The sequence below is a fragment of the Streptomyces sp. NPDC042201 genome, assembly GCF_055582185.1.
In genome coordinates, this window is sequence record NZ_JBVJDS010000010.1 from 184,272 (window position 1) to 197,214 (window position 12,943).

Genomic DNA, 12,943 nt, shown 5'->3' on the forward strand with positions numbered 1-12,943 from the left:
TTTAACGTCCGTTCATGTGGTAATCACACGGTGAATATCACATACGAATCTGGTGTCACAAGAGCACCCGCCGCTGGAGCCCCATGCTTGTCGCAGACGCCAGTATGGGCAGTTCGATCACGTTATGCGGTGGCGGATCACGCTTCTCGGTAACACCCTTGACACTCCTCGTAGCGGGCTCATAGTCTCCACGCCACAGAATTGGCGTGAGATTTCACATGCACCGTGGTCGTCTTCACGCCGGACGAGTGACGACGGGCGACCGCGGTGATGCGCCGTTGCGGCGCGTAGGGAGGACGTGCCCGTGTCCGGTCCCCCGGCGGCGGGCGCGCCCGCCCGTCGACGTGCCGCCCAGGGCCACCGCCGACGTGTCCGTGCCGCCCACCGAAACACGAGGAGGACACACCATGACCACGGGTTCCCGCAGCCTGCCCGGCCAGGGCAGGGTCAGCCGCCGAGGGTTTCTCCGTATCGGCGGTGGCGTCGCCGCTGTCACCGCACTGCCCCCGGTCCTCACGGCGTGCTCGGACTCGGGCGGCTCCGGCACGGTACGCATAGTCGGCGTCGCCGACCAGCAGAAGCCGATCGAGGAACTCCTGACCCTGTACCGCAAGAGCCACCCCGACGACCGCTTCACCACCTCCTTCGCCCCCACCGACCAGGTGCAGACCGTCGTACGCACCCAGCTGGCCGGCGGCAACGCGCCCGATCTGCATGTGCTGTTCCCCGGCAGCGGCAGCGCGATGTCCATGGCCGAGCTGGCCGGGGCCGGGCTGCTCGCCGATCTCGGCGCGCAGGCGTGGACCCGGGACATCCCGTCGAACTTCGACGCCGCGTACCGCCGCGAGGGCAAGACCTATCTGTACTCGGCGGGCAGCAGCGTCATCGGCGCGATCTACAACAAGAAGGTCTTCGCCAAGGCCGGCGTCCAGCCGCCGAGGACGTGGGCCCAACTACTCGACGTCTGCGCCAGGTTGAAGGCCGAGGGCATCGTGCCGATCGCCCTCGGCGCGCAGACCCAGTGGGTCACCCAGCTGATCAGCTACGCCCTGGTCCCCAACGCCGTCTATGCCGCGAACCCCCGCTTCGACGAGGAGATGGCCGCGGGGAGCGCGACGTTCCGCGGCTCGGGCTGGGCCGACGCGCTGGGGAAATACCAGGAGCTGCAGCGCCGGGGCTTCTTCAACGATAACCCCAACGGCACCACCTTCGAACAGCAGACCTCGCTGGTCGCGACCGGAAAGGCGGCCATGGCCGTCCAGGTCTCCGCCGTCCTCGCCACCTTCCGCCAGGCCGCCGCCGGCCCCGACGACCTCGGCATGTTCCCCTTCCCCGGCGGTGACGACGCCGCGAAGCAGTGGATCCCGGCAGGCATCGTCGTCGGCCTCGGCGTCGCCGCGCATGCCAAGAACACGGCCGGGGCCAAGGCCTTCGTCGCATTCCTCGGACAGCAGGAGAACATCAACCGCTGGGCTACGGCCGTCTCCGCGATCCCGTTCAAGCGCGACGCGTCCACCGTGATCGACCCCGTGCTGGCGGACTTCCTGCCCGTCATCGACGGCAATCGCGCTGTCCCCTTCATGGACCAGCGCTGGCCCAACGCCGAGGTGCAGCCCGCCCACTTCGCGGCCGTACAGGACCTGCTCGCGGGCGAGACGGACGTCAACGGCGCGCTGGGGCGGATGGACGAGGCATACGGACAGAAATCGTGACCTCCCGGCCCGGGGAGGCGTCAGGAAACCGCCCGGCCCGGCTCCGCCGCGACCTCACCGTACCGCCGTGGATCTTCGTCGTACCCGCGCTCGTCGTGTACGCCGTCGTCGTTCTCTATCCGAGCCTCGCCGGGGTGGTCTACGCCTTCACCGACTGGTCCGGCGTCGGCGGCTTCTCCTTCGTCGGCCTGGACAACTTCCGCACGCTGCTGGACGACAACCGTGCCCTGGAATCGGTCGGCAATACTCTGACGCTCACTCTCGCGGTGGTCCTCGTCCAGAACGGCATCGGTCTGCTGCTCGCGCTCGGCGTCCAGGCGAACATCAGGTCCCGGTCGCTGCTGCGGGTGATCTTCTTCGCCCCCGCCGTCGTGAGCCCCGTCATGGTCGCGTTCCTGTGGAAGTACATCTACAACCCCGACAACGGCGCCGGCCTCAACGGCGTACTGGGAGCCGTCGGTCTCGGCGGGCTGCGGCAGGACTGGCTCGGCAATCCCTCGCTCGCCCTGTGGTCGGTCGCCGCGATGGTCGTGTGGCAGTACGCCGGCTACTCGATGGTCGTCTTCCTCGCCGGTCTCCAGGGCGTCCCCGCCGAACTCCACGAGGCCGCCCGGATCGACGGAGCCGGAGCATGGCAGCGCTTCCGCCATGTCACCTGGCCGCTCCTCGCCCCGGCGCTGACCATCAACCTGATGCTGTCGACCATCGGGGGCCTCAAACTCTTCGACCAGGTCTACGCCGCCACCAACGGCGGACCCGGCACCTCCAGCGAGACGCTGTCGACCGTGCTGTACAAGGAGGCGTTCGTCTACGGAAAGTTCGGCTACAGCACCGCCGTCGCCCTGGTCCTGGCGCTGTTCGTCGCCGCGGTCTCCCTGGTCCAGCTCCGCTATCTGCGCGCTCGGGAGGTCACCACGTGAGCACCACCACAAGGCCGGGGCGGGGGTACGGGCAGTACGGGCTCGAACTGGTCATGACCGCCGCCGCGGCCGTCTTCCTGTTCCCGGTGTACGCCCTGGTCACCCTGGCGATGAAGGACCCGCGGCAGATCGCGGAGTCGCCCCTGTCACCACCCGATCCGCCCACCCTGGGCAACTTCGGCGACGCCTGGTCCTCCGCGTCCCTCGGACCCGCCCTGCTCAACAGCACGATCATCACCGTCGTCAGCCTGCTGCTGCTCATCGTCCTCGGCTCCACGGGCGCCTACTACCTGGCCCGCCGCGCCCGCGGACTCGGCTACGGTCTGTACATCCTGTTCCTGCTGGGCATCGTGCTGCCCTTCCAGCTCGGGATGGTCCCGCTGTACAAGCTCGTCGACGATCTCGGCTGGCTCGGCACCTACCACGGCATGGTCCTGTTCTACACGGGCATCCAACTGCCGTTCACCGTCTTCCTCTACACCGGATTCATCCGCGCCCTGCCGCCGGACTACGCGCAGGCCGCGCTCATCGACGGCTGCGACCACCGCCAGGCGTTCACCCGGATCGTCTTCCCGCTGCTGCGGCCCATCACCGGCACCGTGATCATCCTCAACGCGGTCTTCATCTGGAACGACTTCTTCACCCCGCTGCTGTATCTGGGCGGCTCCGGCAAAGAGACCGTCCCCGTACGGGTGTTCTCGTTCGTGGGCCAGTACGTCTCCGACTACGGCCTCGTGTTCGCCGGTCTCGTCCTGGCGGCCCTGCCCATCCTGGTGGTCTTCCTGCTCCTCCAGCGTTACGTGATCAAGGGCTTCGCGGGCGGGCTCAAGGGCTGAGAGCCGGCGCCCCGGCGGCGCCGCGGAACCCGCATCGACCGACGGAGACGACCGATCCATGACGTACACACCCGCCGGCGCGGGCGCCCTGCCCGCGAGCATCGCGGCGGTCCTGGCCGAACCGCCGCGCGCCTTCTCGCCCACCGCCCTCTGGTGGTGGAGCGGGGAGCGACTCGACCGCGCGCGGCTGCGGGCCCAGCTCGAACGCTTCGCGGAGGGCGGGGTGTTCAACCTCGTCCTGCTCAACCTCGCGCCGTCAGGACCGCTGTTCGGCTGCGACGCCGACGACCCCCCGTTTCTCTCCGAAGCCTGGTGGGCGCTGCTCGAAGGCGTGTGCGACGACGCGCGGGACCTCGGCGTCAGCCTCTGGTTCTACGACCAGCTCGGCTTCTCCGGCGCCGACCTCCAGGCACGGCTGGTCGACGAACAGCCCGCCTACAGCGGCCGCCGGCTCGAACGCGTACGTACCGTGGTCGACGGCGGCGGAGAGCTGCGCTGCCCCGCGCACGGCCGGCCCGTCGCGGGCCGGGCGGAACCGGTCGACGGGGAGGACCGGCCCGTCGGCCCCGCGATCCCGCTCGTCCCGTACGGCGGGGCCGTACGGGCACCGGGGCCCGGCCGATGGCGGCTGACGCTCCATCATCAGGTGGCCGTGGGCTTCGACTACCTGGGCGCGCGGGCGTGCGCGGCGCTGCTGGACCGGGTGCACGGGGAGTTCGAGCGGCGTCTCGGCGACCGGCTCGGGACCGTCGTCGTCGGTTCGTTCCAGGACGAACTGCCGGCCCTGCCGACCTGGTCGACGGAGTTCGCCGATGCCTTCCTGCGGCTGCGCGGCTACGACCTCACTCCATGCCTCGACGCCCTGTACGAGGACAGCGCGCACCCGGACGCCCGACGGGTACGGCACGACTACCACCTGACCCGCGCCGAACTCGCCGAGGAGGCGTTCTTCCGGCCCCTCGCCGCGTGGCACGAGCGCCACGGGCTGCTCATCGGCTGCGACCAGCAGGACCCCGCGCGGGCCGGGCATCCCGTCGCCGGCGTCACGCTGTACGCCGACTACGCCCGTACCCACCGCTGGTACTCCGCGCCGGGCTCCGACCACCACGGCGACGCCCGTATCCACTCCTCGCTCGCGCACCTGTACGGCCGGCCGCGCACCTGGATCGAGGCCTTCCACTCCACCGGCTGGGGCGGCACGCTGGAGGAGACGTTCGACTGGCTCCTGCCGTGGCTGCGGGCCGGCGCGACCCTCTACAACCCGCACGCCGTCTACTACACGACCAAAGGCGGCTGGTGGGAGTGGGCGCCGCCCGGCACCGACTGGCGCCAGCCCTACTGGCGGCACCACCGGGTCTTCGCCGACGCCGTGACCCGGCTGTGCGCGATCCTGAGCCTCGGTCACCATCTGTGCGACACGGCGATTCTGCTGCCCACCACCACGGCGCAGGCGGGCACCGCCCTCGACGGCGTCTGTGCCGAGGCGGCGGCGGCCCAGGCGACGTATCTCGCACTCGTCGGGGACATGGCCTGGTTCCGGACCCGTCCCGGCGTGCTCGACCGGCTGGGTCTCGACGCCGACGTGATCGACGACGCGTCCCTCGCCCGCGCGCGCGTTCGTGTTCGTGTCCCTGTCCGTGTCCCTGTCCTGGAGACCGATGGTGGCGGTGGCGGTGGGGACGGTGATGTGCGGCTGAGCGTCGCGGACGAGGAGTACGCGACGATCGTGCTGCCCGCGTGCACGGTCCTCGAACGGGACACCGCGCGCCGGCTCGTGGAGTTCGCCTCGGCAGGCGGCAGGGTGATCGCGCTCGGCGCCCTCCCCGACCAGGTCGTCGGCCTGGACGGAGCCGACGGGACCGCCGCCCTGGACGAGCTGCGCGACGAGTTGCGCGCGTGCTTCGCCGATGGCCGGGCCGTCTTCGTACCCGCGACGGACAACCTGACGGCCGATCTGGCGGCCGGTCTCGCGTCCGCCCTGGCCGTGGCGCCGGGCGCGCCGTGCCCGGTCGTCCGGGCATCGGTCCCCGCGCTCGCGCGTCGGGTGGAGGACGCCACGGTGGTGTTCCTGACGGCGGCCTCCCCCCGCGCGACTCGGGCGGCCGTGGCCGCGCCCGACGAGCGGGGCGCCGCGCTCGGCTGGCTCGATGCCCGCTACGACTTCGACCCCGGCCGCTACGCGCGCGTCGCGCGGGTGCGGGTACGCGACGTCGAGGGCCCGGCCCTGCTGCTCGACCCCTTCGGCGGCGAACCCCGCGTCGTACCGGTCAGGACGGCCGATGACGACGCCCGGGCGGTGGACCTCGAGGTGCCCTTCGACACCGGTCCCGCCGCGGTACTGGTCTTTCCGGCGCGGACGCGGAAGGGGGCGGTGGCCGAGGCTCCCGGGCGTGAGGCGCCCGCGCCGCCCGGGCGCTCGGTCCCCACCACGATGGAGATCCCGGCGGACGCCGCCTGGGACATGACCCTGGTCCCTACCCTCGACAACACCTGGGGCGACTTCGCGCGGCCCGCGACCGGCCCGCCGGCCGGCCCGCCGGCCGGCCCCGCCGAAACCGAGTGCCGTACGTTCGCGCACCGGGTGGAAGGGCCGGGCGAGGACGGCGTACGCGACGGATGGGCCGAGGCGGGCCGCGCCGACGCCGCCGCCCGGCCACCGGTCCACGCGACGTTCGGACCGCGCGCGATCGTGCTCGGCGCGGACGGGGAGCTTCGCTCGACCCTCGAATGGTCCGACACCCGGGGCATCCACAAGGACCCGGTCCACCGTGCCGTGCTGGGGCCCAAAGGTCATGTGCCGGAGGAGTTCGTGCACATCGGTCCGACGGGCGCCGGGACGGTCGCGCGCGTCCGGATCGAGCTGCTGCTCGGCCACGCCTTCGACGGGTTTCTCGCGGTCGGGGCGGCCGCGGCGAAGACGGTTCGGCTCGGCGGGGTGCCCGTCGCCCTGGACGACGGGGGCCATCTCGCCCTGGGTCCGGTCCGTGCGGACGCGGGCCGGCAGCTGCTCGAACTGGACCTGACCCCCGATCAGGACGTGGATCTGCGGGCGCACTGTGCGCTGGTCCGCGATCCGGAGCGGTTCCGGCGTCCGGAGTGGATTCTCGCGGCCGGCCCCCACGAGCCCGGTGGCCGGGCCAGCGTCGGCACGACCCTGGCCCTGAAGGTGATCCCGGCACGGGCGATCATCCAGGTCGCCGCCCGCGGGGCGTGCGTCCTGCGCGTCAACGGGCAGATGGTCGGCAGGCAGGGCGGTTTCGATCCGTACGCCGACCAGGCGGTGCCGCGCGTGCGGCGGCACGACATCGCGGCGGCCCTGCGCGCCGGGGACAACGACATCACGGTGGAGACCGCCGACGGAGACGATCCCGCCGTACTGGTGGACGCGGTCCTCTACGACGACGGCGCCGGCGTCCTGGCGACCGCGCACAGCGACGCCCTGTGGTGGGCCGAGCGCGCCGGCGAGCGGGTACCGGTCATGGTGCGTCGCGAGCCGGTCGGAGACCCGGCCGCCCTGTATCTGCGCCGCAGACCGCACCCGCTGCCCGGCGCCGCCTGGCTGGACCCGGACGCCGACGACGGCACCGTGGTACCGGTCGGATTCGCGGTGCCGGGAGGGCGGCCCGCGGTGGAGTGGTTCTGGTGTGAACTCCCGCCGGGAGTAGCCCGGTTGACGGTCGATACACACGGCGACACGACCGTGTTCGTCGACGGCCACGAGCACGCTGCGGCCACTGGCGGTGCCAGAGGCGGCACCACCTCGCGCACCGTGACCGTCGAGCTGCCCGCCGACGGCCCCTCCGGGTCGCGGACCGCCGCCCTGCGCGTGGAAACCCACCCGGGTCACCAGGGCGGCGCCGCCCTGGCCGGTCCCCTGCGCTGCGCGGTCGGCCCGGGGCGGACGCGTGTCGGGGACTGGGAGACACGCGGCCTCGCCGAATACAGCGGCGGTGTGCGCTACAGCCGTGTGGTGACGCTGCCCGCCGACGCCGCCGGGGAACGGGTGACTCTCGATCTCGGGCGGGTGCGCGGCACGGCGGAGGTGCGGGTCGACGGCGTCGCCGCCGGTGTACGGGTGTGCTCCCCGTACGTCTTCGATGTGACAGGACTGGCCGGGCCCGGATCCCACACGATCGCGATCACCGTATTCGGCACGCTCGCACCCCGCCTGGACGCGACGAGCCCGACCCACTTCGTCTTCCCGGGCCAACGCGTCACCGGCCTGCTGGGGCCCGTCCGGCTGCACATGTACCAGGGCGGGTGGTGAAAATGGTCAGCGTGATTCCTGGTGAAGGGTCTCGGCTCGGCCAGGACGAGGACCATGACGTGGAGGATGACTGTGCGCTACCGCCAGCTGGGACGAAGTGGGCTGTCCGTGTCCGAGATCGGTTACGGCGCCTGGGGGATCGGCGCATCCAGCTGGGTGGGGGCCACGGAGGACGAGTCCGTACGCGCGCTGCACCGCGCCATCGACCTCGGTGTGAACTTCATCGATACCGCCCGTGGCTACGGCGAGAGTGAGCGGATCGTCGGCCGGGTCGTCCGCGAGCGGACCGGCGACGAGGTCGGCGTCGCGACCAAAGTGCCGCCGAAGAACGGCATCTGGCCGGCGCCCGCCGGTCTGGACCCGGCCGAGACGTTCCCGGGCGAGCACATCCGCGCCAGCGTGGAGACCAGTCTGCGCGCCAGTGGCCTGGATCACTTCGACGTACTGCAGTTCCATGTCTGGAGCGATGACTGGCTCGGCCGAGGCGACTGGCTGGAGACGATCGCCGAGCTGAAGCAGGAGGGAAAGATCCGGCTGTTCGGCGTCTCCATCAACGACCACCAGCCCGACAGCGCACTCGCGCTCGTACGCAGCGGCGCCGTGGACAGCGTGCAGGTCATCTACAACCTCTTCGACCAGGCACCCGCCGACGCGCTGCTGCCGGCCTGCGAGGAACACGGTGTCGGGGTCATCGTGCGGGTGGCTCTGGACGAGGGCGGTCTGACCGGTCGGATCACCGCCGGCACGACATTCCCCGAGGGCGACTGGCGCAACCGCTACTTCCGCGACGACCGCCCGGCGCAGGTCGAACAGCGGGTGGCCGCGATCGTCGCCGACCTCGGCATCGCCCCCGAGGAGATCGCTGAGAACGCGCTGCGGTTCGTGCTGAGTTCACCGGCGGTGTCCACTGTCATCCCCGGCATGCGCACCGTACGCAACGTCGAACGCAACACGGCCGTGAGCGACGGGCGTCCGCTCACCGCCGGTCAGCTCGCCGTGCTGGCCGAGCACCGGTGGCAGCGCAACTTCTACTCCTGATCCACGTCGTACCGGTGGCTCAGCGCCTGCCGCGCCGTGGTGTCCACGCAGATCTCGGTCGCGAATCCCGTGACGACCACCTCGGTGGTTCCCAGCGCCTGCAGGGTCTTGTCGAGATCGGTGTCCAGGAAGCTGTCCGCGCTGGTCTTGTGGACGACCGCCTCGTCGGCGGTGGGCGCGAGTTCGGGCACGATCCGCCAGCCGTCCGTACCGGCCTCCATCCCGTCGCCCCGGTGCTGAATCGTCACGACCGGTACGCCCGCGGCTCGGGCGCGTTCACGGAGCCCGGCGATCACGGCGAGAGTCTCGGCGGGCCGGTACGCGAGCGCCACCAGGGAGTTCTGCATGTCGATGACGAGGAGCGCGGAGGCGTGTGGCATGGACCCACGGTAGCGGCCCCCTCCTCCGGGCAGCGAGGAAATACGGCCGGCGCCGAAGAGGGCCCAGGCGGTGACTTCAGCGCGCGGTGGCGGGGCCGCGCCAGCGGCGGCGGGCGCTTTCGACGCGGAACAGGTAGTCGGCGTAGGCCTGTTCGTAGAACTCGACGCCTGCGGGGTCCGGGTCGACCACGGCGTCGGGGGCGGTCCAGGCGGCGGTGTCCAGCGCCCGTCCGAGCCGCGGGCCATGGGCCGCGACCGCGGCGAGTACGGCGCCGCGCGCACCTGGTTCCGGTCCGCGTGCGACGCGCAGGGGGCGCCCGAGGACGTCGGCGAAGAGGCGCAGCCAGGAGAGGCTGCGCGCGCCACCGCCGCATACGGCCAGCTCGCCGGTGAGGCCCGCGGCCTCCAGGCAGTGCCGGGCGGCGAAGGCGATGGCCTCGCACATGCCCCGTACCAGATCGGCGCGTGACGCCCGCAGATCGAGGCCGGTGAACTCCGCGCGGGCGGTGTGGTCGACGAACGGGGCGCGTTCACCCGAGGGTGACAGGTACGGCAGCGCGGCGACACCTCGGGCGCCGCGCGGGGTCTCGTCCAGCATGCCGGAGACCTGGTCGTGGGTGGCGCCGGTCAGGCCGAGCACCCAGTCGAGCGCGACCGTGCCGGTCATCGCCGGCAGGGCCCGCATATGGCGATCCCGCCTGGCCGTCGCGAGGTGGAACCCGACGGGATCGTCCTCGAACGCGACCCGCTCGACGACGACCTGGCACGCCAGGGTCGTACCGACGATCAGCAGTCCGTCACCGGGCTCGGTCACCCCCGCGCCGATCGCGCTCGCGGGGAGATCGTACGGTCCTGAGGTGACCGGGGTTCCGCGCGTCAGGCCCGGGGTGTGCCCGTGAGCCTCCCCGTAGGGCAGGGTCGTCGCGATGGGGGGTAACAGGCCCGCGCGATGGCTGAGCCCGAGGGCCGTGAGGACGTCCGGGGAGTAGGCTCGGGTGCGGGGGTCGAGGAAGGGGACCGACGCGTCGGACAGGTCGGTGCCGCGCTCTCCCGTGAGGCGCAGGTGGATGACGTCCTTGCAGCACGCGGCGGTGGCGGCCGCGTCCAGGGACCGCGGCTCGTTGCGGTCGAGCCAGGCCATGAGCGGTCCCGGGGAGCCGGGGAACAGGACGTTTCCGGTGTGCCGGTACAGATGGTCCGCGGTGCCGTCGTCCATCCATCCCGCGACGAGGTCGCCGGCCCTGCCGTCCATCCAGGACAGGGCGGGGCGCACGGGCCGTCCCTCGGTGTCGACCAGCCACAGGCCGTCGCCCTGGCCGGTGATGGAGACGAGGACCGGGGGCCGTCCTTCGGTCACCGCCGCCAGGACGCCGGTGGCGGCCCTGACCACCTCTTCCACGTCCTGTTCGACGTGTCCGCCCTGGCCGCCGAGCGAGATCGGCGTCGATTCCTCGCGTAAGGCCGTGCCGTCCTCGGCGAAGGCCACCGCCTTGACGACCGAGGTTCCCATGTCCAGTCCGACGAACACCGTGTCTCCCCTTCCTGGCCGCCTGCGGCGCCTCCCCCCGCGGGGTCGGGCCGACGGCGGCGCGGCTTCGTTGTGAACTCTCAGGCGACGCGGTGGGCGAGCGGTTCACCGCGCACGAATCTGCCCACCTCGGCCGCCGCGACGCGCGCCGCGTTGTGCGCGACCGAGGTGTTCGCACCGGCCAGATGGGGCGTCATGACCAGCCGGGGCGCGGAACGCAGCCGGGAGCCGGGCGGCGGGGGCTCCACGGCGAACACGTCGAGCCCGGCCGCGCCGAGCCGCCCCGATTCCAGGGCGTCGCACAGCGCGTCCTCGTCCAGGAGCGCGCCGCGCGCGCAGTTGACCACGACCGCGCCCTCGGGAAGCAGGGCCAGTTCGCGGGCGCCGAGCAGACCGCGCGTCTCGGCGGTCAGCCGCGCGTGCAGCGAGACCACGTCGGCGCGGCGCAGCAGGTCGTCCAGGCGGGCGACGGGGGTGCCCGCCTCGCGCAGGGTGTCCTGGTCGGCGTAGGGGTCGTACACGCAGACGTTCGCGCCGAGGGCGGTGAGGGCGCGTGCCACGCGGCTGCCGACCGCGCCGCAGCCGATCAGCCCGACGGTCGCTCCGTCCAGGCCGGGACCGCAGTTGTCGTACGTGTAGAACTCCCCCGCCCAGCGGCCCGCGGCGAGCGCGGCCGAGGTCTCCGGGATACGGCGCATCGTGGCCAGGAGCAGTCCGACCGTGTATTCGGCGGTGGCGGCCGCGTTGCGCCCAGGGGTGTTGCACACCTGGACGCCGCGCTCCTTCGCCGCGTCCAGGTTGACGTTGACGGGGCCGCCCCGGCCGACGACCACCAGCCGCAGATCGGGTGAGCCGTCGAGGACCTTCCGCGTCACCGGCGCCATCTGGGTCACGCACACCTGGGCCCCGCGCAGCGCGGCGCGGACGGTGTCCTCGTCGCCGGACGCCTCGTCGACCTCGGCGACCCGCCCGAAGGGTGTCAGGGGCCAGGGGAGGCGCAGTTCACCGATCGTGTGCCCGGCGCCGATCTCGGCCGTCAGTTCCCTGGCGAGCAGTTCGGGGGCGACGAAGTGGTCGCCCGCGGCGAGGATTCTCATCGTCGAGGCCTCCTTGGCGGTGGATCGGAGCACGGGGCGGCGTGCTGCCGCGCTCAGGTCGGCGCGACCTCGTAGCGGACGCCGCGCTCGTCGAGGGAGCGCAGGACGTCCGGCGGTGTGCGGTCGTCGATCAGCACGAGGTCGAACGTGGAGAGGGGGGTCAGCCGGTGCAGGGCGGTGCGGCCGAGTTTGGAGTGGTCGATCATGAGTACGGTGCGGCCGGCGGCCTTGAGCATCGCGCGTTTGACGGCGACGATGCGCTGTTCCTGGTGGAAGGCGAAGTCGCCGTAGACGGACGATGTGGATACGAAGCACAGGTCGACCCGGAGGGCCTCGACCGCTTCCACGCAGGGCACGCCGAGGAAGGAGTCGTGCAGCGGGTCGTAGTCGCCGCCCAGGGCCATCAGGTGCAGACCGCGTTCGTCCGCGAGCAGGTTCAGGGCTTCGAGGAAGTTGGTGACGACGGTCAGCGGCTCGATGCGCGGGAGGAGCCGGGCCAGTTCCAGCGCGGTGGTGGAGTCGTCGATCATCACGGACATGCCGGGTTCGATCATCGTCGCGGCCTTGGCGGCGATGGCCTCCTTCTCCGACCGCATGGATCGCTTGCGGTAGGCGACATTGCTCTCGAACACCCCGGAGGGCTGGGCGGTGACGCCACCGCGGAACTTCCGCAGGATGCCCTCGCGTTCGAGTTCGTCGATGTCACGGTAGATCGTCATCGGACTCACCCCGAAGCGCTCCGCGAGATCCGACGCCGATGCCGAGCCCTCGGTCAGCACATGATCGGAGATCTCCCGGCGGCGTTGTATGGGGCCCCGGGGGTTTTTGTCCTGTGACATTCGTCGGTCCTGTTCCGATCCGTCGCCCACGGACGGGTGAGGACACGCGTACTCCTCCGTCCGAGACCTCACCAGTAACATCAAGACCTGAGGATATAACATGGATTGGTGATGTACCGTTCGGCAGTGTTCCCCACGGACGGCGACCGGGTCAACCCGTCGTTCGACGCGACGACCCGTTCCTCACCAGGTGGGACAACGGGATGTCCGCCCCGCGGAGGCTTGCCGGCCCATCCGGCCGAAGGCGTGACCACGGTGTGAAAAGCGTCGTGAGATCACCGGACGGGCGATGAGAAGGTGAGGCGGGTACGTGTGACGGACACACG

8 protein-coding genes and 1 pseudogene are annotated in these 12,943 nt (G+C 71.6%); 5 read left to right on the forward strand and 4 right to left on the reverse strand.

Annotation, left to right across the window (positions count from 1 at the left end):
- The first annotated feature begins 407 nt into the window (after positions 1-407).
- The 5 genes from ACZ6MZ_RS24430 to ACZ6MZ_RS24450 all read left to right on the forward strand — a co-directional run bounded on the left by ACZ6MZ_RS24430 (position 408) and on the right by ACZ6MZ_RS24450 (position 8,773).
- Complete coding sequence (locus tag ACZ6MZ_RS24430; RefSeq protein WP_469354275.1) at positions 408-1,712, forward strand: ABC transporter substrate-binding protein; 1,305 nt, start codon at positions 408-410, stop codon at positions 1,710-1,712.
- On the forward strand, positions 1,709-2,632 hold the full coding sequence (locus tag ACZ6MZ_RS24435; RefSeq protein ID WP_469354276.1) for a carbohydrate ABC transporter permease: 924 nt from the start codon (positions 1,709-1,711) through the stop codon (positions 2,630-2,632). The genes ACZ6MZ_RS24430 and ACZ6MZ_RS24435 overlap by 4 nt, the downstream gene beginning before the upstream one ends.
- A complete protein-coding gene (locus tag ACZ6MZ_RS24440) occupies positions 2,629-3,468 on the forward strand; it encodes a carbohydrate ABC transporter permease (protein WP_469354278.1) in 840 nt (279 codons plus the stop codon). The genes ACZ6MZ_RS24435 and ACZ6MZ_RS24440 overlap by 4 nt, the downstream gene beginning before the upstream one ends.
- 58 nt (positions 3,469-3,526) lie before the next feature.
- Positions 3,527-7,735, forward strand: a complete 4,209-nt coding sequence (locus tag ACZ6MZ_RS24445; RefSeq protein WP_469354280.1) for a hypothetical protein — start codon at positions 3,527-3,529, stop codon at positions 7,733-7,735.
- Between the two features lie 72 nt (positions 7,736-7,807).
- On the forward strand, positions 7,808-8,773 hold the full coding sequence (locus tag ACZ6MZ_RS24450) for an aldo/keto reductase (protein ID WP_469354404.1): 966 nt from the start codon (positions 7,808-7,810) through the stop codon (positions 8,771-8,773).
- Positions 8,774-8,775: 2 nt separating this feature from the next.
- On the opposite strand, the pseudogene ACZ6MZ_RS24455 reads toward ACZ6MZ_RS24450, so the two are convergent.
- From ACZ6MZ_RS24455 to ACZ6MZ_RS24470, 4 genes and pseudogenes are all read right to left on the reverse strand, one after another.
- Positions 8,776-9,153, reverse strand: a pseudogene (locus tag ACZ6MZ_RS24455) (cysteine hydrolase family protein); the annotation flags it as partial.
- Positions 9,154-9,229: 76 nt separating this feature from the next.
- Positions 9,230-10,681, reverse strand: a complete 1,452-nt coding sequence (locus tag ACZ6MZ_RS24460) for an FGGY family carbohydrate kinase (protein WP_469354282.1) — start codon at positions 10,679-10,681, stop codon at positions 9,230-9,232.
- 80 nt (positions 10,682-10,761) lie between these two features.
- The gene (locus tag ACZ6MZ_RS24465; protein ID WP_469354284.1) at positions 10,762-11,778 is read right to left on the reverse strand and encodes a 2-hydroxyacid dehydrogenase; all 1,017 of its coding nucleotides are present in this window, start codon (positions 11,776-11,778) and stop codon (positions 10,762-10,764) included.
- 53 nt (positions 11,779-11,831) lie between these two features.
- Complete coding sequence (locus ACZ6MZ_RS24470; protein ID WP_389787316.1) at positions 11,832-12,698, reverse strand: DeoR/GlpR family DNA-binding transcription regulator; 867 nt, start codon at positions 12,696-12,698, stop codon at positions 11,832-11,834.
- Positions 12,699-12,943: the final 245 nt, after the last annotated feature.

What these genes read in the sequence shown, in the direction of transcription:
- ACZ6MZ_RS24430 (WP_469354275.1), top strand. Translation starts at nt 408, where the DNA reads ATGACCACGGGTTCCCGCAGCCTGCCCGGCCAGGGCAGGGTCAGCCGC.
- ACZ6MZ_RS24445 (WP_469354280.1), top strand. Translation starts at nt 3,527, where the DNA reads ATGACGTACACACCCGCCGGCGCGGGCGCCCTGCCCGCGAGCATCGCG.
- ACZ6MZ_RS24465 (WP_469354284.1), bottom strand. Translation starts at nt 11,778, where the DNA reads ATGAGAATCCTCGCCGCGGGCGACCACTTCGTCGCCCCCGAACTGCTC.
- ACZ6MZ_RS24470 (WP_389787316.1), bottom strand. Translation starts at nt 12,698, where the DNA reads ATGTTACTGGTGAGGTCTCGGACGGAGGAGTACGCGTGTCCTCACCCG.